This is a genomic window from Pelomonas nitida (assembly GCF_043555975.1).
Classification (GTDB): Bacteria; Pseudomonadota; Gammaproteobacteria; order Burkholderiales; family Burkholderiaceae_C; genus Pelomonas; species Pelomonas nitida.
Genome location: NZ_JBIGIA010000001.1, coordinates 538,778 through 564,296, shown reverse-complemented (window position 1 = coordinate 564,296; position 25,519 = coordinate 538,778). Strand labels below are relative to the sequence as shown.

Genomic DNA, 25,519 nt, shown 5'->3' with positions numbered 1-25,519 from the left:
ATGACTGCTGCAACCCGCCGTAAGTCGGTGGGGCGAGACCCGAGATCGCCCCTCACCAATGCCCCGCGCTCCTCCACTCGCCTCCTGCATCGACGCCCCGATGTCGTCGAAACAAGCCCGCGTTCTGGCCACAAAGTGCACCCCAACACAAGACCTGGACACGGCGCTGCGTCGAAGAAACACGTTGCCCATCAATAACTTTGGGGGCTTTTCTTGAGAGACATCGTTTCCTTCATCGGAGAATGCGGCCTAACTCACCGACTACACACGCTGCAGCGTCGGCACCGCGAAACCTCGCCGCACAGATGCCATGGCGACGGGACAGCGGTCACCTCGCACCGCCCAAGCGGAGCGGCAGTTCCAACCAACCTTCCTTCCTACACCCATGCGCCATGAAGGCTTCCTCACCTCCTGGAATGACGATCGCGGCTTCGGGCGCATCGAGTCGACGCAAGGCGGCGAACCGATCTTCCTTCACATCTCCGCCTGGCCACGTGGCGCCGGCCGACCCAGTCTGAACCAGGCGATCACATTCGAGATCGAAGTCGGACCGAAGGGGAAGCGGGCCCGGAGCGTGCGACTCATCCAGACCCGCCAGGCGCCCAACCCGCCCAGGCGGAGTGCGCGTGCCGCTCGCGCCCAGTGGGGAACAGCCACGCTGTTCGCGATCCCCGCATTCCTGCTGCTCTATGTGGTGATCAGCATGGTGTGGAGGCTGCCGATGTGGGTCGCCGGCTTGTACGTTGTTTCGAGCGTGGTCACCTTCATCGTGTACGCGGTAGACAAGTCCGCCGCCAGCACGAACGCGCAACGTACGCCGGAGATCACGCTACACGCCCTTGCACTTGTAGGGGGCTGGCCCGGCGCGCTGCTGGCACAACAGTTCCTGCGCCACAAATCCACCAAGCAGGAGTTCAGACAGACGTTCTGGGTCACCGTCTTGCTGAACCTCGCGGGCCTGGTGGTGTTGGCCTCACCGCTGCGGCAGTCGTTGATTGGATAGCCGCTGAGCCGGTCTCAGCGAGCCACGCTCAAAACAAGAAATACCGCTGCGCCATCGGCAACTCCTTCGCCGGCTCGCAGGTCAGCAGCACGCCGTCCGCCCTCACCTCGTAGGTCTGCGCGTCGATCTCCATCGTCGGCAGGTAGTGGTTGTGGACCATGTCGGTCTTCCTGACCGTGCGGCAGCCCTTCACCGGCACCAGCGTCTTGGCCAGGCCCAGCTTCTCGGCGTTGGCTTGCCCCGCCTGGCTCACGAAGGTCAGCGAACCCTGCGACAGCGCACCGCCGAACGAACCGAACATGGGCCGGTAGTGCACCGGTTGCGGCGTCGGGATGGATGCATTGGCGTCGCCCATCGCGGCAGCCGCAATGAAGCCACCCTTCAGGATCAGCGACGGCTTCACGCCGAAGAAGGCGGGCTTCCACAGCACCAGGTCGGCCCACTTGCCTACTTCAATCGAGCCCACCTCGTGGCTGATGCCGTGGGCCAGCGCGGGGTTGATGGCCAGCTTGGCGAGGTAGCGCTTGACGCGGGCGTTGTCGTTGCCGGCGCCGTCGCCCGGCAGTGCACCCCGCTGCAGCTTCATCTTGTGCGCGGTCTGCCAGCAGCGCAGCGACACCTCGCCCACACGGCCCATGGCCTGCGAGTCGGAGCTGAACATGCTGATGGCGCCGAGGTCATGCAGGATGTCTTCGGCGGCGATGGTCTCGCGGCGGATGCGGCTCTCGGCAAAGGCCAGGTCTTCGGCGATGCCGGCGTCCAGGTGGTGGCACACCATCAGCATGTCGAGGTGCTCGTCCAGCGTGTTGACGGTGAACGGCCGCGTCGGGTTGGTGGAGCTGGGCAGCACCTCGGGCAAGCCCACCACCTTCATGATGTCCGGCGCATGGCCGCCGCCCGCGCCCTCGGTGTGGAAGCTGTGGATGGTGCGGCCCTTGAAGGCGGCGATGGTGTCTTCCACAAAGCCGCTCTCGTTGAGCGTGTCGGTGTGGATGGCGACCTGCGTGTCGGTCAGCTCGGCCACGCTCAGGCAGTTGTCGATGGCGGCGGGCGTGGTACCCCAGTCTTCGTGCAGCTTCAGGCCGATGGCACCGGCGTCGATCTGCTGCATCAGCCCTTCGGGGCGGCTCGCGTTGCCCTTGCCCATGAAGCCCAGGTTCATCGGGAAGGCCTCGGCCGCCTTCAGCATCGTGGCGATGTGGTGCGGCCCCGGCGTGCAGGTGGTGGCCAGCGTGCCTGTGGCCGGGCCGGTGCCGCCGCCGATCATCGTCGTCACGCCGCTCATCAACGCCTCTTCGATCTGCTGCGGGCAGATGAAGTGGATGTGGGTGTCGATAGCGCCGGGCGTCACGATGGCGCCCTCGCCCGCGATGATTTCGGTGCCGGGGCCGATGACGATGTCCACGCCCGGCTGCGTGTCGGGGTTGCCGGCCTTGCCGATGGCCGCGATGCGGCAGCCACGGATGCCGATGTCGGCCTTGACGATGCCCCAGTGGTCGACGATGACGACGTTGGTGATGACGGTGTCCACCGCGTCACCCGGGCCCGGGCCGTTGACGCGCTGGGACTGGCCCATGCCGTCGCGCACGGTCTTGCCGCCGCCGAACTTGACCTCTTCGCCGTAGCCGCCGGCGCGCAGCGTCAGGTCTTGCTCGATTTCGATGATGAGCGAGGTGTCGGCCAGGCGCAGCTTGTCGCCAACGGTGGGGCCGAGCATCTCGGCATAGGCGCGCCGACTGATCTTCATTTGAGCCTCCACACGGCCGCCCGAAGGAGGCAAGCGCCCCCTCGGGGGGCAGCGAGAGCAGTGAGCATGGGGGTGGTCATAACTTTCCCTGGATGAGGCCGCGGAAGCCCCAGACGGCGCGGTCGCCGCCCAGGTCGACGAGCTCGACGGTGCGCGTCTGCCCGGGCTCGAAGCGCACAGCCGTGCCGCTGCAGATGTTGAGCCGCATGCCACGCGCGGCCTCGCGGTCGAAGCCCAGCGCCGCGTTGGTCTCGGCGAAGTGATAGTGCGAACCCACCTGAATGGGCCGCGTGCCGGTGTTGGCAACCTTCAGCGTCAGCGTGCGGCGGCCGGGGTTGAGTTCATGCTCACCCTCGGCCGTGATCAGCTCGCCGGGGATCATCACGCCACCCCGCTCAGGCGGGCCACGGCGAGTGCGGCGACGCTGGCGCCCAGCAGCGCCCGGGCCAGCACCGGCGCCTGGCGCAGCTGCCAGCCCAACGCCAGGCCCGTGCCGTGCAGCACGGCGGTGCTGAGCACCATGCCGGCCAGCGCGGCGGCGCCGCTCAGCTCCAGCCCGTGCGCGGCGCCATGGCTGAACGCCAGCACGGCCGCCGTGGCCGCACCCGCAGCCGGCGGCATGGCCAGGCGCAGCGCCACGAGCAGGCCCAGCACGGCCAGCGACACCGTGATGCCGGCTTCGATCGCCGGCAACTGCCAGCCGGTGGCCATGGCCAGCAGTGCGCCAGCCAGCAGGCTGCCCGCAAACGCGAGCGGCGCGCGCAGCGGGTGCTTCAGCGCCAGCGCGCTCCACACGCCGACGGCCAGCATCGCAGCCAGGTGATCGGGCCCGGTCAACGGGTGCAGAACGCCGTCGACGAAGCCGTGCAGGTGGCCAGATTCACCCGTGTGGGCGAGAGCCGGCGCGGCAGCCAGCGCCATCAGAAGAGGAAGGGCTTTTTTCATGAGCTTGAGGAGCGTTGAAGTGACGGGGCCGGCGGCGACTGCCGTTCGTCCGGCGCTGGCCGCAGCCGCCGGCGGCGCCTAGTCCAGCGAATCGGTGAAATTGGTGGTGCGCAGGGGGCTGGCCAGCCGCACTCCGCGTTGCACGCGCTTGCCGGGTGCCTACACGCCTGCGCGCTTGCGCCTTGATTGCCGCTGGCCAGGGGCTCACGCACCACCAATTTCACTGATTCGCTGGACTAAGGGATGGGCTGGTGGACGGTGACGAGCTTGGTGCCGTCAGGGAACGTGGCCTCGACCTGGATCTCCGGGATCATCTCGGCGATGCCGTCCATGACGTCGGCGCGGGTCAGGATCTCCCGGCCCTCGCTCATCAGCTGGGCGACGGTCTTGCCGTCGCGCGCGCCTTCGAGGATGGCCGCGCTGATGAACGCAACCGCCTCGGGGTAGTTGAGCTTGAGGCCGCGTGCACGGCGGCGCTCGGCCAGCAGGGCTGCCGTGAACAGCAGCAGCTTGTCTTTTTCACGTGGCGTGAGTTCCATCTCGCTTGGCTCGATTCTTTTCAGTCAGCGCGTGCGGCCGTAAGGGCCGGCCGAACTCGGGGCGTCAGTTCCATCGGGCGAGGCTCGGTTCCGGTCGGTCCGCGGGGGCGGCGGCCGGAGCCGGCCGAACCCGGTGGCTCAGTTGCATGAGGTCAGTTCTTGCAAGGCGGATGCCAGTCGACCAGCACGTCAGCTGCGGGGGGCTTGCGCGAGCGGTCGGCCGCCGCTCGCGCGGGCGTGCCGAGCGTCATCCAGCCCAGCAGCGTCTCGCCGGGCTCGCAGAAAGCAGCGGCGACGGCCGCATCGCGCACCTTGGCGCCGCTGAGCATCTTGCCGCCAAAGCCCATGGCATGGGCGGCGGCGAGGAAGTGGGCGATGGCGCCGCCCACCGCCGCCCATTGCTCGTGGGCCGGCACTTTGGGGTGGCCGGGGTCGATGCGAGCCACCACGGCCACGCTGACCGGCGGCCTGAGCGCACGCTCGGCATCCAGCGCGGCGCCCTCCTCGCCCTTGCCGGCGGCGCGTGCCGCGTCGGCAAACAGGGCAGCCATGCCTCGCCTTGCGTCACCACGCACCAACTTGAACCGATAAGGCACCAGTTCGGCGTGATCGGGTGCACGCAGCGCGGCCTGCACCATCAACGCCAGCTGCGCGTCGCTCGGCCCCGGCTCGACGAGGTGCTTGGGGCCGACCGAATGGCGCGTCAGCAGCGCTTCAAGCGCGGCCAGCGCCACCGGTGCGCCGCTCACTTCAGCAGGCCAGCGTTCTCGGCGGCGGCCTTGATGCCGTTGTAGTTGTCAGGCTTGGTCGCGACGAAGCGCGTGGCACGCTGCAGGCCCAGGATTTCCTTGCCCTGCGGCGTGTTGGGGTCCAGCGCCAGGAAGGCGGCCTTGATCTTGTCCTGCAGTGCCTGCGGCATGTCGGCGTGGACGGACCAGTTGTAGTCGAAGTAGGCCGGCGTCGTGTAGAAGACCTTGACCTGCGTCGTGTCCACCTTCTTCTCGTTGACGAACTTCTCCCACACCGAGATGTTCAGCGCGCCGGCATCCACCTTGCCGCTGGCGACGGCGGCGATGGTCGCGTCGTGCGCGCCGCTGAAGGCCACGCGCTTGAGGTCGGCATCGGGGTTGATCTTGGCGGCAAGCAGGTAGCTGCGCGGCATCAGGTGGCCCGAGGTGCTGCTCTGCGAGCCGAACGACAGCGTGCGGCCCTTCAGGTCTTCGAGCTTGGCGATGCCGCTCTTGGCCTCGGTGATGAAGACAGAGCGGAACTTCTCGTCCTCCTCGCGCTGCACCAGCGGCACGATCTTGCCGCCCGAGCGCATGTTGGCCTGCACGAACGTGAAGCCGCCGAACCAGGCCAGGTCAATCTTCTTGTTGACGACCGTCTCCACGGCAGCGGCGTAGTCGGTGACCGGCGTCCACTCGACCTTCATGCCGAGCTTGCTCTCCAGATACTGGCCCAGCGGCGCGAACTTGCGCGCCAGTTCGGTGGGGGACTCGTCGGGGATGGCAGTCACGCGCAGCACTTGCTGGGCCTGCGCCGCGGCACCCACGAGGGCGAGCGACACCACCACACCACGCGCCAGACCGGCGACGACACGACTGAGTTTCATTGCATTTCTCCTGGGGAAAGATCCGGTGTCCGTTCAGAACACCAGGGTGGCCCAGGCGGGATCACCCGCCCGGGCAGTGAATTGCACCGCGCCGCCATGCTGGCGCGCGGCGGGGATGAGGTCGGCATGCACCAGGCCTTGCGCGGCAAGGGCATCCGAGCAGGCGAGGAAGCGGGCGCCGTGATCGAGCGCGTCCTGCATCCAGTCGGCAATCGTCTTGTCGAACCGCGGCGACGCCCGCAGCCCCTCGGCCACACCAGGCTGCAGCAGCAACACGGAGCGCGCCGAGAAATACACCTCCACCTGCAGCTCCAGCGCCGCCGCCGCCGCCGCATGTGCGAACGGTGTGGCCAGGCGCACCGGGTCGGCAGGGTCGGCGGCCCACAGCAGCAGCGCAAGGCCGGTGCGCGGCATCAGGCGGCGTCCAGCCGGTTGAGCCGCGCCCAGCGGCCCATCACCTCGGCCAGGGCCGCCTCGCCGGTGACGAGGGCGGCGCGCTCGGCCTCCAGCCGCGACGGCGACAGCTCGACGAGCCAGCCCGCGTCGTACGGAGACTGATGCACCAGTTCCGGCCGGGCCTCGAGCGCGTCGTTCACGCGCGTGACGATGCCGGACAACGGCGACTTCACGGCAACGACCGACTTGGCCAGCTCCACCACGCCGACGGAGCGCCCCTGCACCACGTCGCTGCCCACAGGCTTGGGGCGGCACATGTAGATGTCGCCTGAGGCCTTGAGGCCCAGCGCGGTGATGCCGATGCGCACCTGGCCGCCGGGCAGCGGCGCGGCCCAGGTCTGGTCATCGACCCAGTACCAGAGGGCCTCGGGCAGTTCGGCGCCCGCGATCAGCATGGCGACGCTGCGGCCATGCGCGCGCGGGCGTGGCGGAAAGAGGAGGGAGTCGAACCCACCCGGCGACGCGTGGCGCCACCCACCGGGTTTGAAGCCCGGCCGACACACCGGTGTCGTTCTCTTTCCATCATTGATCGGCTGCGGCGAACAGCGTGCTGTCCGCGCGCAGGCGGTGTTCGTCTCCCACGCGGCGCAGCAGGCCCACGCGGTCGAAATGCTCCAGCAGCTGGATGGCGCGCTTGCGGCCCAGCCCCGTCGCATCGCGGAAGGCAGCGGCGGCCACATGGCCGGCCTCTCCCGCCAGACGCCGCACTGTAGCGGCCAGGCGGGTCATCGTGGCCGTGTCCACGTACAAGTCCTTCACGACCTGGTGAAGTTCTCCCTGCTGAGCCAGCCGCGCGAGCGTGGTGCGCATCAGCGCCTCGGGCTCGCCGCAGTCCTTGGCGAGATCGCGCGCCCAGGCCCCTTCGGCGCCCGCCATGGCCAGCTTGGGCGCCACCTTCTGCGCGATGCGCTGCTCGGCGGCCGACAGGCGCACACCATGTTCCGGCAGGTGCACGAAGGCGCCGCGCACGGCAATGCGCCCGCCGTCGCGCAGCTCGGCCAGCACGTCGCGCCACAGCGCCTCGGCCATGCGCGGCGCCACCAGTCGGCGCAGCCGGGCGGCATCCGGGCCCAGCTCGTCCGGCGACTTGGCGTGGTAGTCGGCCAGCATGCCGCACAGGCAGGTCGTCAGCGCGGCACCCGCGTCCTCACCCAGCGCCCAGCCCTGCAGCGGCTCGGCCAGGCCCTCGGCCTGCGCGAAGCGGGCCAGGTCCAGGCCCAGCGCCGACAGCGTCAGCAGCCGCTCGCGGCGCCGGGCCAGCGTGGGCTGCGAGCAGGCATCCAGCTCGGACAGGCGTTCAAGCGTGCGGCGATAGCGGGTGGGCGCGAACGGGTCGAGCACACTGCCACCGGCCAGCGTGCGCGTGGCGCCCGCGTCGCGCAGCACGAGGCGGTCGCCCCGCCACGCCCCCACCGGCGCATGGCAGACGAGCTGCACGCGGGCCGACGCACCGGGCTCGATGAGGTCGCCGTCCAGCACGGCCACGCTGGCCATGACGTCCTGCGCGCCCAGGTGCAGGTGCACTCGAGCCCCCGATCGCAGCGGCCGCGCTTCGCCGGGCCACAGGCGCAGCTGCGCATCCAGCCGCTCGGTCGTCAGCGCCACATGGGGCGCCGTCAGCCAGGCACCGCGCGGCGCCTGCTGCTTCTCGATGCCGGCCAGCGCCACCGCGCAGCGCTGGCCGGCGTGGGCGCGCTCGACCGAGCGGTTCTGTGCATGCAGGCTGCGCACGCGGGCGCGCGAGCCGCTGAGTTGCAACTCGTCGCCCACGGCGATTTCGCCGGCATGCAGCGTGCCGGTCACGACCGTGCCGACACCGTCGAGCGTGAAGGCACGGTCCACCGCCAGCCGCGGCGCCAGCCCGTGCACATGCCGCGACGGCAGACGGCGGGCCGTGTTGAAGAGGCGTTCGCGCAGTTCGGCCACGCCCTGCCCCGTGGGCGCCGACACGGCGACGACCGGCGCGTCGTCCAGCCCCGTGCCGACCAGCAGCGCGCGGATGTCTTCGGTCAGCGCGGCGATGCGCGCCGGCTCGGCGCGGTCGGCCTTGGTGATGGCGACGATGCCCTGCGTGACGCCCAGCAGGCTGAGCACCGCCAGGTGCTCACGCGTCTGCGGCATGACGCCGTCGTCCGCCGCCACCAGCAGCAGCGCGAAATCGATGCCGCTGGCGCCCGCCAGCATGGTGTGCACGAGCTTCTCGTGGCCGGGCACGTCGATGAAGCCCAGGCGCTCCGGCGCCGACTGACCCGCGGGCAGGCCGCTGCCGGGCGGCACGTCGAGGTAGGCATAGCCCAGCTCGATGCTGATGCCGCGCGCCTTTTCCTCCGGCAGCCGGTCGGTGTCGACGCCCGTGAGCGCGCGCACGAGCGTGGTCTTGCCGTGGTCGATATGCCCGGCGGTGCCGATGATCATGTCAGCGACTCCGTCAGGGCCGGCAACTGCGACGTCAGCTGCGCCGGGTCTTCCAGGCAGCGCAGGTCCAGCAGCAGACGGTCATCATTCAAACGGCCGATGACCGGGCGCGGCAGCGCACGCAGCGCCGTGACCAGCGCCTCCAACGTGCGCCCGCGGCCGTCCACCGCTCGCAGTGCGAGGCCGGCAGAAGGCAAGCGCTCGACCGGCAACGAACCCGAGCCGATCTGGCTCTGCAGCGCCACCGGCTCGACGCTGAAGCGAGGCTGGACGGCCGCCGCCACGACCGGCGCCAGCTGCGCCGCCAGCGCCTGGATCTGCGCCTGCGGCCGCGTGAGCAGGCGCAGCGTCGGCAGGTCCTGCACCAGCCGCTCGGGCCGCAGGTACAGGCGCAGCGTGGCTTCCAGCGCCGCGAACGGCAGCTTGGACAGGCGCAGCGCCCGCTTCATCGGGAACTTGCGGATGCGGCCCACGGCCGCCTTGCTGCCGACGATGAGGCCGGCCTGCGGGCCGCCCAGCAGCTTGTCGCCACTGAAGGTGACCACGTCGCAACCCGCGGCCAGCATGGCCTGCGGCAGCGGCTCGGCCGGCAGCCCCCATGTCGACAGGTCGACAAGCGCACCGCTGCCCAGGTCGGTCATCAGCGGCACGCCGGCCGCGTGCGCGATGGGAGCGAGCGTCGCCTCGTCCACCGACGCCGTGAAGCCCTGCACCGCGTAGTTGCTGGTGTGGACCTTGACGATGAGCCCGGTGCGCGGCGAGATGGCCCCCGCGTAATCGCGCGGATGCGTGCGGTTCGTCGTGCCCACTTCCACGAGCGTGGCCCCGGCCGCGCTCATCACGTCAGGCATGCGGAACGCCCCGCCGATCTCGACCAGCTCACCGCGCGAGACGATGGCCTCACGCCCACCGGCCAGCGCGGCGATGCCCAGCAGCACGGCGGCAGCGTTGTTGTTGACCACCGTGGCCGCCTCGGCGCCGGTCAGCTCGCACAGCAGGTCTTCGATGAGGTCATCACGGTCGCCGCGGCTGCCGCTGGCCAGGTCGTATTCGAGGTTGTTGGGCGAGCCCATCAACGCCAGCACCTGGTGCAGCGCGGCATCGGCCAGCAGCGCGCGGCCGAGATTGGTGTGGATGACCGTGCCGGTCAGGTTGACCACCGGCCGCATCGCCGGTTGCATGCGCGCCGCCACGCGGGCGGCCAGCGCCTGCGGCAGCAACGCCAGCTCGGCCAGCATCAGCTCGCCCGCGATGGCGCGGGCCCGAAGGCCGTCCAGCAACGCCCTCGCCTCGCGCGCGACGAGCGTGTGGCCGTGCTCGGCCACAACGCCCGCGCAGTCACGCAGCACCCTGTCCAGGGCGGGGAGGTCCTTGGGGCTGGCCTTGGAACCGTGAACCACGGATTCGTCGGGCGCGTTCATCAGTGTCCCCGTCCGGGTGGCGGGGCTTCGTCAGGCTCGCCGAACAGCAGCAGCAGGTTGAGGCCGTGGCGTTGCTGGCCTTCCTCGCTGACGAGGAGGTCCAGCGTCAGCGTCGCGAGGTCGTCGGCGACGGGCTCGATGCCGTTGTCGCGCGCCGGGTGCATGAGCTTCAGGTAATGGCCGCATTCGCTGCAGCACTCGGCCTGAATCGCCGGCTGCGTTTCCCCGGCGGCGGCATCGGCCGCCACGAGGTTTTGCAGCGAAATGCCCTTGGTGCTCTGGCAATGCGTGCACTTGATGCGCACGTAATGCCACTGCGTCGCGCACAGGGCGCAGGCCAGGTAGCGCGCGCCGTCACTGCCCAGCCGCTCGACCGACGCGACCGGGCGCGAGCCGCAGCAGGGGCAGACGGTGGCATCGTCGACACGACCGAACGGCGCCACAGGACCGCCCACGTGCGCCGCCGACGTCTGCTGCGCCAGGCGCACCCAGTGCAGTTGCAGGCCGGCAGCGATCAGCGGCGCGGCGGCCATGTCCAGCCCCAGCATGATGCCGGCCAGCAGCCGGCCAGCCTGCGTCTCGAGATACTCGTCACTCGCGGCGGCAAGCTGCGATGCGGCGGCGCGCGCCGGGCCTTCGGCCAGATGCTTGGCCAGGTCTTGCAGCAGGGCGCGCAGCGAGTCACGCCAGACTGCGGCACGCGGCCAGGTCTCGGCCGGCAGCAGCGGCACGCCGGCCCGCGCTGCGGCGTCGACCTCCTCGGCAGTCGGCAGCGGCACGGCAACAGCCGACGTGAGCGCGCGGTGCTGCGCATCGGCCAGCTCGGCCGCGAACAGCAGGAAGTCGCGCATCGCATGGCCGGCGGCCAGCTGGCGCAACCGCACCGCCCGCGCGGCGAAGACGCCAGGCTCGGGCAGGTGCAGGAAGGTCAGCTGCTCGCCTGCACGGACGGCGATTTCTTCGGGGCTGAGGACCTTCTGGGAGCTCGTCGAAGTCACTGCTTGCCTGTCATCTCGCGGTGCCACAGGGGGTGATTCTGACGCGCCCAGCCCTCGGTGACCGTACCGCGCGTCATCGCGCGGATGGTGCCCTTGACCCAGATCGCGGCATATACGTGGACGATGACCGAGATCACCAGCACCGTCGCCGAGAACGCGTGCAGCAGCACGGCGATGCGACGCAGCAGGATGGGGAAGGCGTTGGCAAACCACGGCTGCCAGAACATGAACCCCGTCAACACCAGCACGGCCAGGCTGGTGGCCATGACCCAGAACACCTGCTTCTGGCCGCCGTTGTAGCGGCCGGCTGGCGGCATGCCGCTCTTGTCGCCGCGCAGCATCTGGGCGCTGTGCTTCATCCATTCCCGGTCGGCCGCCGTCATCACGTTGTGGCGCCACAGGCGCATGAACATGACGAGGAAGCACAGCGCCATCAGCAGGCCCATGAAGGGATGCAGGATGCGCGCCCAGGTGCCGCCGCCGACGAAGGCCGACAGGAAGAACAGGCTAGGGTGGAAGAAGGCCAGACCCGAGAGGGCCGCGCCGATGAAGAAAAGCACGATCAACCAGTGGTTGGTGCGCTCGCTCGCGCTGTAGCGCGGCAGGTAGCGGATACCCATGATGCGTCCTCCTCAGACCTTCTCGGCGGGTTCGCTGTCGGGCGTCTCGTCCTTGGACTCGATGGGACCGACACGGGTGTAATGGAAGAAGCCGGCAACGGCCGCACCGATCATGGCGGCAACCGCCAGCGGCTTGGCCACGCCCTTCCACAGCGACACCAGCGGGCTGATCTTAGGATCAGCCGGCAGGCCGTGGTAGAGCTCCGGCTTGTCGGCATGCTGCAGCACGTAGACGACGTGGGTGCCACCGACGCCCGGCGGGTCGTAGACCCCGGCGTTGGCATAGCCGCGCTCCTGCAGGTCGGTCACGCGTTCGGCGCCGAAGTCCAGCATGTCCTCCTTGGTGCCGAAGCGGATCGCGCCGGTCGGGCAGGCCTTGGCACAGGCCGGCTCCAGGCCCACGCCGACGCGGTCGGAGCACAGGCTGCACTTGTAGGCCTTGCTGTCCACCTTGGAGATGCGCGGCACATCGAACGGGCAGCCCGTCACGCAGTTGCCGCAACCCACGCAGTGCTCGGAGATGAAGTCGACGATGCCGTTCGCGTATTTCACGATGGCACCCGGCGCCGGGCAGCTCTTGAGGCAGCCCGGGTCGTCACAGTGCATGCAGCCGTCCTTGCGGATCAGCCACTCGAGCTTGTCCTTTTCGACCTCGACCTCCGAGTACCGCATGACCGTCCAGCTCTGGGCCGAGAGGTCGCGCGGGTTGTCGTAGGTGCCGTGGTTCTCGCCCACCTCGTCACGCAGGTCGTTCCACTGCATGCAGGCGACCTGGCAGGCCTTGCAGCCGATGCAGGACGACACGTCGATGAGCTTGGCGACCTCGATGGTCTTGCGGGCCTGGGTGCTGGGCGTCGTGGTGGCGGAGCGCTTGGCGATGTCCAGGGATTGAAGTGATGACATGCCGGACTCCTCAGGCCTTTTCGAGGTTGACGGTGAAGCTCTTGAACTCGGGCGTCTGCGTGTTCGCGTCGCCCACGAAGGGGGTCAACGTGTTCACGAGATACCCGGGCTTTGCCACCCCGACGAAGCCCCAGTGGTTGGGCAGGCCGACCGTGTGCACGCGCTTGCCGTCCACATCCAGCGATGCGATGCGCTTGGAGACCACCGCGACCGCCTTGATGAAGCCGCGGTTGCTGCTCACCTTGACCCAGTCGCCATTGGCGACGCCCTTCTCCTTGGCCAGCTCCTCGCCGATTTCGACAAACTGCTGCGGCTGCACGACGGCCGACGTGCGCACGTTCTTGGTCCAGTAGTGGAAATGCTCCGTCAGGCGGTAGCTCGTGGCCACGTACGGGAAGTCCTTGGGCGTGCCGAAGGCCTCCATGTCGCCCTTGAACACGCGCGCGGCCGGATTGCTCTTGGCCTTGGCGTTGTTCGGGTGCATGGGGTTGGCCGCCAGCGGCGTCTCGAACGGCTCGTAGTGCTCGGGCAGTGGGCCTTCGGCCATGCCGGTGGGCGCAAACAGCCGCGCCACACCTTCGGCGGTCATGATGAACGGCCGCACGGCGTCGGCATCCGTCGGATTGGCGTCCGGGCGGATGTCGGGCACGTCGGAGCCTGCCCACTTCTCGCCCGTCCAGCCCACCAGGCGCCGCTTGGCGTTCCAGGGCTTGCCGTTGGTGTCGCAGGACGCGGCGTTGTAGAGCACGCGGCGGTTGGCCGGCCAGGCCCAGGCCCAGTTCAGCGTCTGACCGATGCCGTAGGGGTCGGCGTTGTCGCGACGGGCCATCTGGTTGCCGGCCTGCGTCCAGGCGCCGGCGTAGATCCAGCAACCTGACGACGTCGAGCCGTCATCCCGCAGCAGGCCGAAACCGGCGAGCTGCTCGCCCGCCTTGGCCAGCACCTTGGTCGGGTCCTTGGGGTCCACCAGGTCGACGAGCGCCTTGCCGTTGTACTCCTTGGCGAGCTCCTCGGCCGACGGGTTGGTCGGCTGCAGATACGGCCAGCTGAGGTTCAGGATGGGGTCGGGGAAAGCACCACCGTCCTTGGCGTACGCGGCCTTCAGGCGCGTGAACAGGTGGGCGATGATTTCCGGGTCGCCCTTGGCCTCGCCCGGAGGCTCGGCCCCCTTCCAGTGCCACTGCAGCCAGCGGCCGGAGTTGGTGAGCGAGCCCTCCTCCTCGGCGAAGCAGGTGCTCGGGAAGCGGAAGACGGTCGTCTGGATCTCTTCGCTGTTCACGTCGTTGTGCTCACCGTAGTTCTTCCAGAACTCGGCGGTCTCCGTGTTGAGCGGGTCGATGATGACGAGGTACTTGAGCTTGGACAGGCCCGCGACGATCTTCTTCTTGTTCGGGAACGAGCCGACCGGGTTGAAGCCCTGACAGATGTAGCCATTGAGCTTGCCCTGGTTCATCAGCTCGAAGGCCTGCAGCACGTCATAGGCCTTGTCCCACTTCGGCAGGTAGTGGTAGGCCCATTCGTTGTCGGCCGTGGCCGCCTTGCCCCACCACGCCTTCTGCTGGCTGACGAAGAACTTCGGGTAGTTCTGCCAGAAGCTCATCTGGCCCGGGCGCAGCGGCTTGATCGCGCGCGGCTTGTAGTACGTCGCCAGGTCCTGCTCCGTCTCGCGCGGCAGGCTCATGTAGCCGGTCAGCGAGGTGGAGAGCAGGCCCAGGTCGGTCAGACCCTGGATGTTGGAGTGGCCGCGCAAGGCATTCATGCCACCGCCGGGCAGGCCGATGTTGCCCAGCAGCAGCTGCATGATGGCGCCGGTGCGGATCATCTGCGAGCCCTGGCTGTGCTGCGTCCAGCCCAGGGCGTACATGATGGTCATGACCTTGTTGGGCTTGGCGGTCTCCGCGATCATCTCGCACACCTTCAGGAACTTGTCCGTGGGTGTGCCGGTGATCTTGCTGACCTGCTCGGGCGTGTAACGCGAGAAGTGCGCCTTCATCACGTTGAGCACGCAGCGCGGGTGCTGCATCGTCGGGTCGACCTTCGCGAAGCCCTTCTCGTCGAGCTCGTAGCCCCAGCTCTTGGGGTCGTAGCGACGCTTGGCTTCGTCGTAGCCGCTGAACAGCCCGTCCTCGAACTTGTAGTCCTCGCCAACGATGAAGCTGGCGTTGGTGTAGGCCTTGACGTACTCGTGCTGGATCTTGTCGTTGGACAGCAGGTAGTTGATGACGCCGCCCAGGAAGGCGATGTCAGACCCCGCGCGGATCGGCGCGTAGTAATCGCTCATCGCGGCCGAACGCGTGAAACGCGGATCGACGACGACCAGCTTGGCCTTGTTGTGGTGCTTGGCTTCGATGACCCACTTGAACCCGCAGGGGTGGGCCTCGGCGGCATTGCCGCCCATGATCAGCACGAGGTCGGCGTTCTTGATGTCCACCCAATGGTTGGTCATCGCACCGCGCCCAAACGTCGGGGCCAGACTGGCCACCGTCGGGGCGTGTCAAACGCGCGCCTGGTTGTCGAAGACGAGCATCCCCAACGAGCGCATCGCCTTGTGGGTGATGTAGCCCGCTTCGTTGGACGATGCGCTCGCGCAGAGCATGCCGGTGCTCAGCCAGCGGTTGACGGTCTTGCCGTCGGCGTTGGTGGCCTGGAAGTTGGCGTCACGGTCGGCCTTCATCAGCTTGACGAGGCGATCCATGGCCTCGTCCCAGCCGACCCGCTTCCATTCCTTGCTGCCCGGCTCGCGGATCTCAGGGAACTTCAGCCGGTTGGGGCTGTGAACGAAGTCCAGCAGACCGGCACCCTTCGGGCACAGCGTGCCGCGGTTGACGGGGTGGTCCGGGTCACCTTCGATGTGGATGATCGACGAGGTGACGTTCTTGGCTTTGTCGCCAAGGCTGTACATGATGACGCCGCAACCCACCGAGCAGTACGGGCAGGTGTTGCGGGTTTCTGTGGCCCGGGAGAGCTTGAAGTTACGTGCCTCGGCGAGAGCCGCCGTCGGCGAAAAACCCAGTGCGACAAGGCTGGACGCCGCCAGCCCCGCACCGCTCACCCGGAAGAATTGCCTCCGGTTCATGTCCATTCTGGAGTCTCCTGCGGACGTCGTTGTCCGCTCGTTGAGCATCGGAAAACGAGCCGTCACGCGGCATCCACTACGTGATTGCGTCATAAACGCAATCCCTTGTCCATCGAAGGCGCCCCAGGGCGAGCATTGCACTGGGACATTCCCTCACTGTCAGTATTTTGTCAGGTTGCCTTGGAGATGGAAATACTTGGGAACTTGGACGAATAGTCCTTGCCCTGCGCTGAGATCTTCGCGGCCACCTTGCGGGCCAGTGCCTTGTAGAGCGCCGCCACCTCGCTGGCCGGGTCGGCTGCGACCGTGGGCGTGCCTGCGTCGGCCTGCGCGCGGATGCTCATCGCCAGCGGCAGCGAGGCCAGCAGCTCCGTGCCGTAGTCCGCCGCCATCTTCTGGCCGCCTTCCGCGCCGAAGATGTGCTCGGCATGGCCGCAGTTGGAGCAGACATGGACGGCCATGTTCTCGACGATGCCGAGGATGGGAACGCCCACCTTCTCGAACATCTTCAGCCCCTTCTTCGCGTCGATGAGGGCGATGTCCTGCGGCGTGGTCACGATGACCGCGCCCGTCACCGGCACGCGCTGCGACAACGTCAGCTGGATGTCGCCGGTGCCCGGCGGCATGTCCACGACCAGATAGTCCAGTTCCTGCCAGCGCGTCTGGCGCAGCAATTGTTCGAGGGCCTGCGTGGCCATCGGGCCGCGCCAGATCATGGCCTGGTCGTCGTCGACGAGGAAGCCGATGGAGTTGACCTGCAGCCCATGGGCGATGTGCGGCTCCATCGTCTGGCCATCCAGCGTCTCGGGGCGGCCGCTGGTGCCCAGCATGGTCGGCTGGCTGGGGCCGTAGATGTCGGCGTCCAGCATGCCGACCTTGGCACCCTCGGCCGCCAGCGCCAACGCCAGGTTGGCAGCCGTCGTGCTCTTGCCGACGCCGCCCTTGCCCGACGCGACGGCGATGATGTTCTTCACGCCCGGCAGCAACTGCACGCCGCGTTGCACCGCATGGGCGACCACCTTGGTGGCGATGCTCACGCTGACGTTGCCCACGCCCGGCAGGCTGCGGGCGGCGGCGATGACGGCCGCGCGCAGGGCCGCATGCAGGCTGGCAGCGGGGTAGCCGAGTTCGATGTCCACGGCCACGTCGCTGCCGGCGACCTGCACCGCGCGGATCGCCCGCGATTCGCCCAGCGTGCGCCCGCTGCCAGGGTCGGTCACGGCTTGCAGCAAGGGTTGAAGCGTGGCTTCAGAAATGGCGGTCATGGCAGGTAGCGGTTCACAGAAATTCCAGGTAGTCAGTCTAGCTGCGGCCGCCCGGGCGCGCCTGGCGCGGGGGTTTGTGCGTAGAGTGCCGGGGTGCCGCCTGATGCCGGAGACTCTGCATGCAACGCCCTGCCCTGCTGCTTGCCGCCATGCTGCTTGGCACCTCTGCGATGGCCGCCACCGGCCACGGCAAACTGCTGCTGACCGGCGGCGTGTCGAGCATCGACGGCGCGGCGGGCGGCGGCTTGAGCCCCTGGGCCCTGACGGGCAGCTACGCCACCGCCGGCGAATTTGGCGCCACCACCTTCGCCACGCGCGTGGTCACCGGCGACTACGGCTTGTGGGTTTTCGGCGCGGCCTTGTCCGTCAACGACCGCCTGGAGCTCAGCGTGGCCCGACAGGACCTGGACACGCGCGACAACCTGGCGCCGCTGGGCCTCGCCGGCCTGCATCTGCGGCAGGACATTCTTGCCGTCAAGCTGCGGCTTGCCGGCGATGGCGTGCTCGACACCGACACGGCATGGCCGCAGGTCGCCGTCGGGCTGGAGCGCAAGCAGGGTCATGCTGGAGCACTGGGCCCCACGCTGTTCGGGCCGCTCGGCGCACGTGAACGGGGAACAGATGCCTACATCAGCGCCAGCAAGCTCTTCATGTCCACGGGCGTGCTCACCAACCTGACGCTACGCGCGACACGAGCCAACCAGAACGGCCTGCTGGGCTTCGGCGGTGCGCAAGCGTCGCGCCTGCAGCTGAGGCCGGAGATCTCCCTCGCCCGGCTGCTCGCCAAGGGGCTGGTGATCGGGGCCGAATACCGCGCCAAACCGGACAACCTGAACGCGTCTGCCCTGGGCCGGGGTGCGCTGGCGGAGGACGCCTGGAAGGATGTGTTCGTCGCCTGGGCGCCCAGCAAACGCTGCTCGCTCACCGCCGCCTGGGTCGACCTCGGCCGCATTGCGCCCGCCGTGCAGCCACGGCGTCAGCACGGCGCCTACCTGTCGGTGCAATGGTCACCCTGACGGATCCGTCTGCTGAGCGGATCCCACAGGCACTGTAAAGAAGTCTTTCGTTAACCACCCAGCCACAGCCTCCAGAAGGGTGCCGGGCAAACTGCCCGCCATGCAAACTCATCGCCTCCGCCACACGACCGCCGCCGCCTTGGTGGCCTGCGGCAGCTGCACTGCCGCGCTCGCACAGACCAGCCCGACACCGCCGGACGGCGCGGCCTCTGCCACCACGCGAAGCGCCCGCCCCGAGCCGCAGTCGCCCGAGACCAAGAACCAGCAACTGCAGCGCGTCGAGATCAACGGCACCGCCAGCGACGACGCCATCCGCCGTGCGTCCACCGCCAGCAAGATCGTCATCACGCGCGAGGAGATCGAGAGGTTCGGCGACTCCACCGTCGGAGAAGTGCTGAAGCGGCTGCCTGGCGTGACCACCGGTGGCCGCCCGGGCCGCGGCGGCGACGTGCGCATGCGTGGCATGGGGGCCGGCTTCACACAGATCCTCGTCGACGGCGAACGCATGCCGCCGGGCTTCTCGCTGGACCAGCTGCCGCCCGAACAGGTCGAGCGCATCGAGGTGCTGCGCGCGCCGACAGCCGAATACGGCACACGCGCCATCGCCGGCACCATCAACGTGGTGCTGCGCGAACCGATGAAGAAGAAGCTCAACGAGTTCCGCGCCGGCGTGGGCATCGAGCGCGGCGAACTCGCCCCCAACATCAGCTGGAGCCGCAACGACAGCTTCGGCGCCGGCCACACGTACAACATCGGCGTGAACGCGATGCGCGGCAAGCGCGTGGACGACGTCTACACCGACCTCGTCCGTCAGGACCGGGCGACGGGCAGCGAGTCGCTGCAAACCACGCGCGGCCAGAGCGAAGGCACCCGCGAGAGCCTGAACCTGAACGGCCGCGTGCAGTTCAAGCTGGGCGGGCAGGACACCTTGTCCATCCAGCCTTTCATCGTCGTCAACAAGTCGGACGGTTACTCCGACATTTCGCGCACCGTCACGCCGACGCCGACCGGCGACGACGGCTACTACGACCGCGTGCAGACCGCGAGCGACAGCCGCTTCACGATGGCGCGGCTGAATGCCCAATGGCTGATGCGCCTGGATAGCGACACCCGCGTGGACCTGCGTGGCGGTGTGGGCGGCGCCAGCGGCAACAGCCACAGCGTGCGCCGTGAGAACCACCCGAACCTCCCTGCCACCGACCGCGAGGTGGTGCAGGACGACACCACCGACAGCCGTGACCGCAGCTGGAACTTCACGGGCAAGTATTCGCGCAGCCTGGAGAACGACAACAACCTGGTGTTCGGCTTCGAAGGCGAAGGCAATACCCGGCGCTCGCACCGGGTGACCTTGATCGACAACAAGCCGCAGCAAGGCCTGGGCGATTTCGGCGACGACATGGACGCCTCCACCACGCGCTTCGCAGCCTACGCGCAGGACGAGTGGACCGTCGGCAAGCAATGGGACTTCTACGCCGGCCTGCGCTGGGAGGGCATCAAGACCGAGAGCAGCGCGGCCAACTATGCGGTGAACAACACGTCCAGCGTGTTCACGCCGCTGGCCCATGCCCGCTACAAGCTGGATCCGGCCGGCAAGCAGGCCATCCGCATGAGCCTGACGCGCAGCTACCGCAGCCCGCAACTGCAGGATCTCGTCGCGCGGCCCAGCATCAACACCGATGAGAACCACGACATCACGACGCCAGACCGCGCCGGCAACCCGAACCTGAAGCCCGAGCTGGCCACCGGCGTCGAGATCGGCTACGAGGAGTACCTCTCCAAGGGCGGCATGCTGGGCGTCAACTTCTTCGCGCGAAGCATCAGCAACGTGATGCGCAACGTGACGGAGCTCGAGACCGTGTCGTGGAGCGCGACACCGCGCTGGGTCTCGCGGCCGCGCAACCTCGGCAAGGCCAGCACGATGGGCCTGGAGCTGGAGGCCAAGTTCCGGCTGGACGAATATTTCGACAGCGCACTGCCCATCAACGTGCGCAGCAACCTGAGCATCTTCACGTCCAAGGTGAACGACCTGCCCGGGCCCAACAACCGCATCGAAAGCCAGCCCAAGGCGACGGCCAACCTGGGCTTCGACTACCGACTGCGTTCCGTGCCGGTGTCGGTGGGCGCGTCGGTGAACTGGACGCCCTCGTCGACCATCCAGCAGAGCCTGCAGACGGCGGTGACCGCCGACCGCAAGGTGGTGGCCGACGCCTTCGCGACATGGAACCTGTCACTCGAGCAGTCGCTGCGCCTGTCCGCCAGCAACCTGGCGCCGCTCGACTACTACACGGGCAGCGTCAGCACGACCGACACGCTGGTTGCCACGAGCCGCAGCGGCGGGCCGAGTTATACGCAGTGGCAGTTGCGGTGGGAGATGAAGATCTGAGGAGGCGGGCTCGCCTCTTGGAGGAAGACGGGGCTGCGGCCCCGCTTCTTTTTGGTTAACTTTCCAAGCGAGCGCATGCCCGGTGCATTGCCGGGAGTCCCGCCCGGCGGCGGGGTATCTTTCTTCTGCGGCGCCAGAAGAAAGTCACCAAAGAAGAGGCGCTCAATGCAATCCGCACTCGAGTGCGATGACGCGCTCGCGATGCTCGAACCGGAGCACACCCCGACGCGAACCGCTGCGCTCTCGCCCACCACTTGTCGTGAGCACGACGGCTCGGACCAGCACCCCGCTTAACGCGCGGCTGCACGCCGACGCTAGGCAGTCGAAATACCGAACAGCCGCGCCGCTCGGGCGGCGCTGCATTGGGCTGTTTTGATGAGCACGGCGTGCAGCCGCGCGTCGGACGGGCAGGTGCGGCGATGCGTGGTGCTCGTGACAAGTCAGACGCGAGAGCGCAGCGGTTCGCTTCTAGGCGCAACACGACCGAGCGTTTTCGCGCGCCGCTCCTGGCGGTGCCGCGCTCGTGTGCGGTTCAGCGCCTCTTCTTTGGTGACTTTCTTCTGGCGCCGCAGAAGAAAGTTACCCCGCCGCCGGGCGGGACTCCCGGCAATGCACCGATGAGCCGCACGCTCCGCTAAAGCAACCCAACATCAAGAACCACTCGCCGTCACCCACGGCCCCGTGATGCCATCCAGTTCGCAGTCCCACAACGCCTGCGCATCCATCTCATCGACAACGCCTTCGCCGTAGACCTTCAGCGCCAGGCTGCGCAACATGATCACCATGCCGCGCACAAACGCCGCCCGCCCTGCCTCGCCGGCCACGCCGAGCAACACCGACGCATCCAGCTTCACGTAATCCAGCCCAGCCTGATACAGCCGCTCCACCTGCGCCAACCCAGCGCCGGCATGCTCGATACCCAGCTTCACGCCCAGCGGACGCAATTGCAGCCCCACTTCCAGCAGCCGCTCGAAGTGATCGGTCGCAGCGGCCTCGGCCAGGTCCAGCAGCAAGGACCGGGCGGCCTGCGGCCACTGGCTCAGCAGTTCACGCAACTTCGGCAGGAAGCTGGCATCGGACAACGATGCAGGCGCCACGTTGATGCAACGCGCCTGGCCATCCTGCGAGATCGCCTTGAGCGCCAGGCGAACAGCGAACAGGTCGACAGCCGAGGTCAGCCGGGCCCGCACCGCAAACGGCAACCAGGCCGTGGCCGATAGCGGCTCCCCGCCCTCGAGCAACTGCAGCTGCAACGGGCACTCCAGATGCAGCACGCGCCCGCTGCGGTCGCGCACGGGGTACTCCACCAGGCGACCGCGCTGCTTGGCGATAGCCTCCTGCAACTGCCCGCGCCACATCGCCTCACCTTGCTCGCGGCCCACCCCGGGGTCAGCCACGATCTCGACGACAAAGCCGCCGCGCGATTCACTCAGATGCTCGGCGCGAGCCAGCGCCGCGTCCGCTTCGCCCAGCCACACGCTGCTGGGCTGCTCGCGCGGCAACTCCACGGCACCCAGCGCCACCTGCACACCCGGCCCGAAGGCCGGCAGGCTGGCGCGCAGCGCGTGCGACAACGCATGCGCCGTCTCGGCCGCCACACCCTTGGCCGGCAGCCATAGCGCAAAGTCGCCGCCATTCAAACGGCCAACCCGGCAGCCCGACACCGATTCCGGGTAGGCCCGGAGCGCCGTGACGATGGTCAGCAGCACGTCGTCGACACCGCCGCGCGTCAGCAGCGAATTCAATTCACCGACGTCACGAAGCCGCACCAGCACGAGGCCGGCGACGGCCGGACCATCGTCACGCTGCAGCGCCGCGTCCAGCTCCGCCAGGAAATGCTGGCGCGTGGACACCCCCGTCAGCGGGTCATGGTGGACCTGCTCACGCAACACCAGCAACTGGCCCGCCTGGGCCTCGAAGAGGTCGCGCACGCGCTGCACCATCGCGTTCATGGCACGCGTGAGACGCTGCAGCTCCGGCACCTTGGGTTCGGGCACCTGGCCATAACTACCTGCCAGCACGCCTTCGGCCTGCGCGACGGCGGCATCCAGCGGGCGGCGGATGCGCTGCAAGCCCACCCAGGCCACCACCGCAGCCACGCTGCCCACGCCCAGCAGCCAGGCCATCAACTGGCGCAACGCTAGCCACAGCGCGTCGTGCGCGTAGCTGGAATGACTTTTCAGTTCAACGGAGCCGATCGCCGTCCAGCCGCTGGAGAGCTGGGCCACGCCAGGTGATGCCTCGATGGGTACCAGCGACCTGAACCATTCCGGCGACTGACCCGGCTTGGCCACACCCACGCGCTCGAACAGGGTCTCGCCGCGAATGCCGCGCCAGCGCACGAATTCGTACGCACCGGTGTCGTACTGCGCAGAAATGAGCAGACGAATCAGTTCGCGGTCTCCGCCCTGCTGAGACAGCGCCAACGCCAGCGACTGCGCGTTGTCCGCATTCTTCAGGCCCAACTGGGTCTGCATGAGTTGCTGCGCCGACAGCGCCGATAGACCGACTGCCCCGACCAACGAGGCCAGCACCACCCCCAGCACCAGCCAGGAGATCTGCCGCATCAACGACATGTTGTTTTCCTCACAAGAATCCCTCGCCCTTTACCTTGGCCACCAGTTCCCGCCACATGGACAGCCGAGCCTGCGGATCACCCGCGGTCACCTGGCTGGTCCCCTGCCAAAGCCCTTCCGTATTGAAGCTGAACACCGGCGTCAGGTCGGTCCGCTGCGAGGCGGGCAAGACCTCCGGACGCAGGTTGTCCAGAATCAACGGCTCCACGCCCGGCTGGGAATAGTAGGCCAGCACCATGTGCGCCAACGACTGCCCCTGCAAACGAGCCCGCACGTAGACCATGCGCAGCTTGGCTGTTGGCACGCCCGACGCCGCCAGACTGAAGTATTTGGCAATAGCGTAGTCCTCGCAGTCGCCGGCCCGTTTGTCCAGACTTTCAAGTGGCGAAGCCCAGTAGTCTGGCATGCCCCAGGTGACGAAATCTTCCCGGAACGTCAGGCGCCGGTTGAAGAAGTCGTTCATGTCGCGCAGCCGCAGCAGTTCATCCTGCGTGCTGCTGCGATCGATCTGCTGCACGAGGGCCTGGGCCTGCTCCAGCACACGCGGGCCACGCTCGGCCGCAACCTCCAGCACCCGCGACGCGTCATAGGCCGCCAGGGCCAGCACCGGCGCGGCGGCCAGCAACACCGGCCACCATCGACTGAGCCGGTATGCAGAGGCAAAGCTGGCGGAATAAGTCGGCAAGATTGACGGCAGGCAAGGATTGATTTCACTGTACCCGGCCCGGCGCACCCCTAAGATTTTCGGACCATGCAGAACTCGGCACCTTCCCACGCCGGCGTGAGCCGCGCGCAGCAGATCCGCGACGATCTCGACCAGTCCCGCCGACGCGGGCCGTTGCAACACATCCACATCCCCCCATGCCCGGCGCTGCTGGCCCAGCTGCAGCAGGCCATGAGCACGCCAGAGCCCGACCTCAACCTGGTCGCCCGCATCGCCTCGAGTGACGTGGCCATGGCGGCCACGCTGCTGCGCATCGCCAACGGCCCGCTGTTCCGGCCCGTGGGGCTGCCTTGCACCCATGTCGGCCAGGCCATGACCCGCATCGGCCTGCGCGAGAGCGTGGCCGTGATGACGGCATTCCTGGCGCAGCACGCCATCCCAGTGAACGCACCGCAACTCGCGCGCTTCTGGGAGCGAAGCACCAAACGCGCCATCGCGATGGTCACCATCGCCGCGGAGCTGCCCGGCCTGTCGCTCGACCTGGCCCACAGCTTCGGGCTGTTCCTGCATGTGGGGCAGCCGGTCCTGCTGCAAAGCGTCAGGGGCTATGCCGCGACGATGGCGGAAGCCGCAGCGCGCATCGACCGGCCCTACATCGCCACCGAGAACGCCAATCACCGCACCGACCATGCCGTCGTGGGCGCGCTGGTCGTGCGGGTCTGGAACCTGCCGCCCACACTGATGGGGGCCATCCGGCTGCACCATGATTTCACGGCACTGGGCGCCAACGACATCGAGCCCGAGGTTCACACGCTGATCGCTGCCGGCCTGATTGCCGAACACCTGATGCGCCGACACGAAGGCCTGCCGGAAGACGACGACTGGGCCCAGCACCATGCGGCGGCCATGCAGTGGCTGCACATCGGCCACGACGAGCTGGCGCATTGGCAAGAAGCCGTCACCGCCCAGCTCGACGCCGTCTGACCCGCGATGCGCTTGCCGCGCCTGCGCGTCGTCGTGCTCGCCGTCATGGCGCTGAGCACGCTCATCACCCTGGGCTGGTGGATCTTCGGCCCGTCGGGCGTGGCCGTGGTGGCCACCCGACTGAGCTGGCGCTATGAGCTCATCATCGAGCGCCAGCGCGCCGAGAGCGGCTCCGACTGGTGCGATGAAATGCCCGCCGACGCCCGGGACGTGACCCGCCGCGTGCTGGCCGACCCGACGGGCAAGCGCACCACCCCCGGTGAACACTGCCGCTACACGCAACTCGCCTGGCGCCGCAGCTGGATCGCGCAAAACGAGGGCGGCCCCGGCGACCGCCCGGACTGGCCGCGCCCGCCACTGCGGCTGGCACCGCCGGGCGAGCCCGGCAGCGAACGCATCGGCAAGCGGGAAGCCTATTTCGAGATCGAGCTGCGCGACCGCGAGAACCACGCCTGGGTGTGCCGCCTCACGCCCGAGCGCTGGCGCCAACTGCGCGTGGGCATGCGCTTTCGCATGCCGGTCGACCGGTTCGGCACCGCCAACTGCCCACAGATGCGCGAATCCGCCCTGTAAGCGCCACGCCTGACGACCTGGTCGCCGGCGCCCGCCCTGCGTCTCACGACGACGGGCCACGAGCGCTAATGCGCCAATTCCCAGGCCGCCACCACCAGATGGCCCCAGAGCGCGATGTTGAAACCCATCAGCGTGAAAACGCGCAGGAAATTCCAAAGCTTGCCCGCCCGCACCAGCGCGACACGCTCGCCGGTCGCCATGTAGAGCACCAGAAAAAACACCGACGGCAACAGGGTGCCGGCCATCAGCAAGGCCATGGCGCCGTAGAACAACTTCATGGCCGGGATTGTGGCCACGTGCCGCAGTGGCGGCGCCAGCAC

At 68.3% G+C, this 25,519-nt stretch carries 23 protein-coding genes and 1 tRNA gene; 5 read left to right on the top strand and 19 right to left on the bottom strand.

Going from position 1 to position 25,519, the window contains the following annotated elements; translation table 11 throughout:
- Positions 1–385 precede the first annotated feature (385 nt).
- Positions 386–1,003, top strand: coding sequence for a DUF1294 domain-containing protein (locus ACG00X_RS02465; protein ID WP_394486338.1), 618 nt, complete (start codon positions 386–388; stop codon positions 1,001–1,003).
- Between the two features lie 28 nt (positions 1,004–1,031).
- Here ACG00X_RS02465 and ureC read toward each other — a convergent pair whose 3' ends face one another.
- The 16 genes from ureC to apbC all read right to left on the bottom strand — a co-directional run bounded on the left by ureC (position 1,032) and on the right by apbC (position 17,003).
- Positions 1,032–2,750 (bottom strand): urease subunit alpha, encoded by a 1,719-nt coding sequence (gene ureC / locus ACG00X_RS02460; protein ID WP_394486337.1) that lies wholly within the window; start codon positions 2,748–2,750, stop codon positions 1,032–1,034.
- A 76-nt stretch (positions 2,751–2,826) separates the two neighbouring features.
- Entirely contained in the window at positions 2,827–3,132 is a 306-nt protein-coding gene (locus tag ACG00X_RS02455) for an urease subunit beta (protein ID WP_394486336.1), read from the bottom strand.
- On the bottom strand, positions 3,132–3,695 hold the full coding sequence (locus tag ACG00X_RS02450) for a HupE/UreJ family protein (protein ID WP_394486335.1): 564 nt from the start codon (positions 3,693–3,695) through the stop codon (positions 3,132–3,134). The genes ACG00X_RS02455 and ACG00X_RS02450 overlap by 1 nt, the downstream gene beginning before the upstream one ends.
- Before the next feature lie 236 nt (positions 3,696–3,931).
- A complete protein-coding gene (locus ACG00X_RS02445) occupies positions 3,932–4,234 on the bottom strand; it encodes an urease subunit gamma (RefSeq protein WP_394486334.1) in 303 nt (100 codons plus the stop codon).
- A gap of 152 nt (positions 4,235–4,386) precedes the next feature.
- A complete protein-coding gene (locus ACG00X_RS02440) occupies positions 4,387–4,983 on the bottom strand; it encodes a nitroreductase family protein (RefSeq protein ID WP_394486333.1) in 597 nt (198 codons plus the stop codon).
- A complete protein-coding gene (locus ACG00X_RS02435) occupies positions 4,980–5,849 on the bottom strand; it encodes a putative selenate ABC transporter substrate-binding protein (RefSeq protein WP_394486332.1) in 870 nt (289 codons plus the stop codon). Before ACG00X_RS02435 ends, ACG00X_RS02440 begins: the two co-directional genes overlap by 4 nt.
- A gap of 33 nt (positions 5,850–5,882) precedes the next feature.
- Positions 5,883–6,263 carry a DsrE family protein gene (locus tag ACG00X_RS02430; protein ID WP_394486331.1) on the bottom strand — a complete coding sequence of 127 codons (381 nt, stop codon included), beginning with the start codon at positions 6,261–6,263 and terminating at the stop codon, positions 5,883–5,885.
- Positions 6,263–6,700, bottom strand: coding sequence for a glycine cleavage system protein H (locus tag ACG00X_RS02425; protein ID WP_394486330.1), 438 nt, complete (start codon positions 6,698–6,700; stop codon positions 6,263–6,265). Before ACG00X_RS02425 ends, ACG00X_RS02430 begins: the two co-directional genes overlap by 1 nt.
- Positions 6,701–6,730: 30 nt before the next feature.
- Positions 6,731–6,826: transfer RNA gene (locus tag ACG00X_RS02420), tRNA-Sec, on the bottom strand.
- Between the two features lies 1 nt (position 6,827).
- On the bottom strand, positions 6,828–8,720 hold the full coding sequence (gene selB / locus ACG00X_RS02415; RefSeq protein ID WP_394486329.1) for a selenocysteine-specific translation elongation factor: 1,893 nt from the start codon (positions 8,718–8,720) through the stop codon (positions 6,828–6,830).
- On the bottom strand, positions 8,717–10,141 hold the full coding sequence (gene selA, locus ACG00X_RS02410; protein WP_394486328.1) for an L-seryl-tRNA(Sec) selenium transferase: 1,425 nt from the start codon (positions 10,139–10,141) through the stop codon (positions 8,717–8,719). Before selA ends, selB begins: the two co-directional genes overlap by 4 nt.
- Entirely contained in the window at positions 10,141–11,139 is a 999-nt protein-coding gene (gene fdhE, locus ACG00X_RS02405; RefSeq protein WP_394486327.1) for a formate dehydrogenase accessory protein FdhE, read from the bottom strand. The genes selA and fdhE overlap by 1 nt, the downstream gene beginning before the upstream one ends.
- Positions 11,136–11,759, bottom strand: coding sequence for a formate dehydrogenase subunit gamma (locus ACG00X_RS02400; RefSeq protein ID WP_394486326.1), 624 nt, complete (start codon positions 11,757–11,759; stop codon positions 11,136–11,138). Before ACG00X_RS02400 ends, fdhE begins: the two co-directional genes overlap by 4 nt.
- 12 nt (positions 11,760–11,771) lie before the next feature.
- Complete coding sequence (gene fdxH, locus ACG00X_RS02395; protein WP_394486325.1) at positions 11,772–12,662, bottom strand: formate dehydrogenase subunit beta; 891 nt, start codon at positions 12,660–12,662, stop codon at positions 11,772–11,774.
- 10 nt (positions 12,663–12,672) lie between these two features.
- Entirely contained in the window at positions 12,673–15,744 is a 3,072-nt protein-coding gene (gene fdnG / locus ACG00X_RS02390) for a formate dehydrogenase-N subunit alpha (protein ID WP_394486324.1), read from the bottom strand.
- 164 nt (positions 15,745–15,908) lie between these two features.
- On the bottom strand, positions 15,909–17,003 hold the full coding sequence (gene apbC / locus ACG00X_RS02385) for an iron-sulfur cluster carrier protein ApbC (protein WP_394486323.1): 1,095 nt from the start codon (positions 17,001–17,003) through the stop codon (positions 15,909–15,911).
- 119 nt (positions 17,004–17,122) lie between these two features.
- Here apbC and ACG00X_RS02380 point away from each other — a divergent pair, with 119 nt between their 5' ends.
- Positions 17,123–18,019 (top strand): DUF3034 family protein, encoded by an 897-nt coding sequence (locus ACG00X_RS02380; RefSeq protein ID WP_394486322.1) that lies wholly within the window; start codon positions 17,123–17,125, stop codon positions 18,017–18,019.
- Between the two features lie 100 nt (positions 18,020–18,119).
- Positions 18,120–20,402 (top strand): TonB-dependent receptor plug domain-containing protein, encoded by a 2,283-nt coding sequence (locus ACG00X_RS02375; protein ID WP_394486321.1) that lies wholly within the window; start codon positions 18,120–18,122, stop codon positions 20,400–20,402.
- Positions 20,403–21,052: 650 nt separating this feature from the next.
- Here the strand turns inward: ACG00X_RS02375 and ACG00X_RS02370 are convergent.
- Both ACG00X_RS02370 and ACG00X_RS02365 read right to left on the bottom strand, forming a co-directional pair.
- Positions 21,053–22,978, bottom strand: a complete 1,926-nt coding sequence (locus tag ACG00X_RS02370; protein WP_394486320.1) for a bifunctional diguanylate cyclase/phosphodiesterase — start codon at positions 22,976–22,978, stop codon at positions 21,053–21,055.
- Between the two features lie 10 nt (positions 22,979–22,988).
- Positions 22,989–23,663: a transglutaminase-like cysteine peptidase gene (locus ACG00X_RS02365; protein WP_394486319.1), complete on the bottom strand. Its 675-nt coding sequence runs from the start codon at positions 23,661–23,663 to the stop codon at positions 22,989–22,991.
- 66 nt (positions 23,664–23,729) lie between these two features.
- Here ACG00X_RS02365 and ACG00X_RS02360 point away from each other — a divergent pair, with 66 nt between their 5' ends.
- Positions 23,730–24,626, top strand: a complete 897-nt coding sequence (locus ACG00X_RS02360) for an HDOD domain-containing protein (protein ID WP_394486318.1) — start codon at positions 23,730–23,732, stop codon at positions 24,624–24,626.
- Positions 24,627–24,632: 6 nt separating this feature from the next.
- Positions 24,633–25,199 carry a hypothetical protein gene (locus tag ACG00X_RS02355; protein WP_394486317.1) on the top strand — a complete coding sequence of 189 codons (567 nt, stop codon included), beginning with the start codon at positions 24,633–24,635 and terminating at the stop codon, positions 25,197–25,199.
- A gap of 65 nt (positions 25,200–25,264) precedes the next feature.
- On the opposite strand, the gene ACG00X_RS02350 is transcribed toward ACG00X_RS02355, so the two are convergent.
- Positions 25,265–25,477 (bottom strand): hypothetical protein, encoded by a 213-nt coding sequence (locus tag ACG00X_RS02350; RefSeq protein WP_394486316.1) that lies wholly within the window; start codon positions 25,475–25,477, stop codon positions 25,265–25,267.
- Positions 25,478–25,519: the final 42 nt, after the last annotated feature.

Excerpts from the sequence above, each read along its gene's own strand:
- ACG00X_RS02400 (WP_394486326.1), bottom strand. The coding sequence starts at position 11,759 with ATGGGTATCCGCTACCTGCCGCGCTACAGCGCGAGCGAGCGCACCAAC.
- ACG00X_RS02355 (WP_394486317.1), top strand. The coding sequence starts at position 24,633 with ATGCGCTTGCCGCGCCTGCGCGTCGTCGTGCTCGCCGTCATGGCGCTG.
- ACG00X_RS02435 (WP_394486332.1), bottom strand. The coding sequence starts at position 5,849 with ATGAAACTCAGTCGTGTCGTCGCCGGTCTGGCGCGTGGTGTGGTGGTG.
- selB (WP_394486329.1), bottom strand. The coding sequence starts at position 8,720 with ATGATCATCGGCACCGCCGGGCATATCGACCACGGCAAGACCACGCTC.
- ACG00X_RS02455 (WP_394486336.1), bottom strand. The coding sequence starts at position 3,132 with ATGATCCCCGGCGAGCTGATCACGGCCGAGGGTGAGCATGAACTCAAC.
- ACG00X_RS02450 (WP_394486335.1), bottom strand. The coding sequence starts at position 3,695 with ATGAAAAAAGCCCTTCCTCTTCTGATGGCGCTGGCTGCCGCGCCGGCT.
- ureC (WP_394486337.1), bottom strand. The coding sequence starts at position 2,750 with ATGAAGATCAGTCGGCGCGCCTATGCCGAGATGCTCGGCCCCACCGTT.
- ACG00X_RS02360 (WP_394486318.1), top strand. The coding sequence starts at position 23,730 with ATGCAGAACTCGGCACCTTCCCACGCCGGCGTGAGCCGCGCGCAGCAG.
- ACG00X_RS02445 (WP_394486334.1), bottom strand. The coding sequence starts at position 4,234 with ATGGAACTCACGCCACGTGAAAAAGACAAGCTGCTGCTGTTCACGGCA.
- ACG00X_RS02430 (WP_394486331.1), bottom strand. The coding sequence starts at position 6,263 with ATGCCGCGCACCGGCCTTGCGCTGCTGCTGTGGGCCGCCGACCCTGCC.
- ACG00X_RS02425 (WP_394486330.1), bottom strand. The coding sequence starts at position 6,700 with ATGCTGATCGCGGGCGCCGAACTGCCCGAGGCCCTCTGGTACTGGGTC.
- ACG00X_RS02375 (WP_394486321.1), top strand. The coding sequence starts at position 18,120 with ATGCAAACTCATCGCCTCCGCCACACGACCGCCGCCGCCTTGGTGGCC.
- ACG00X_RS02465 (WP_394486338.1), top strand. The coding sequence starts at position 386 with ATGCGCCATGAAGGCTTCCTCACCTCCTGGAATGACGATCGCGGCTTC.
- ACG00X_RS02380 (WP_394486322.1), top strand. The coding sequence starts at position 17,123 with ATGCAACGCCCTGCCCTGCTGCTTGCCGCCATGCTGCTTGGCACCTCT.
- selA (WP_394486328.1), bottom strand. The coding sequence starts at position 10,141 with ATGAACGCGCCCGACGAATCCGTGGTTCACGGTTCCAAGGCCAGCCCC.
- ACG00X_RS02350 (WP_394486316.1), bottom strand. The coding sequence starts at position 25,477 with ATGAAGTTGTTCTACGGCGCCATGGCCTTGCTGATGGCCGGCACCCTG.
- apbC (WP_394486323.1), bottom strand. The coding sequence starts at position 17,003 with ATGACCGCCATTTCTGAAGCCACGCTTCAACCCTTGCTGCAAGCCGTG.
- ACG00X_RS02370 (WP_394486320.1), bottom strand. The coding sequence starts at position 22,978 with ATGTCGTTGATGCGGCAGATCTCCTGGCTGGTGCTGGGGGTGGTGCTG.
- fdxH (WP_394486325.1), bottom strand. The coding sequence starts at position 12,662 with ATGTCATCACTTCAATCCCTGGACATCGCCAAGCGCTCCGCCACCACG.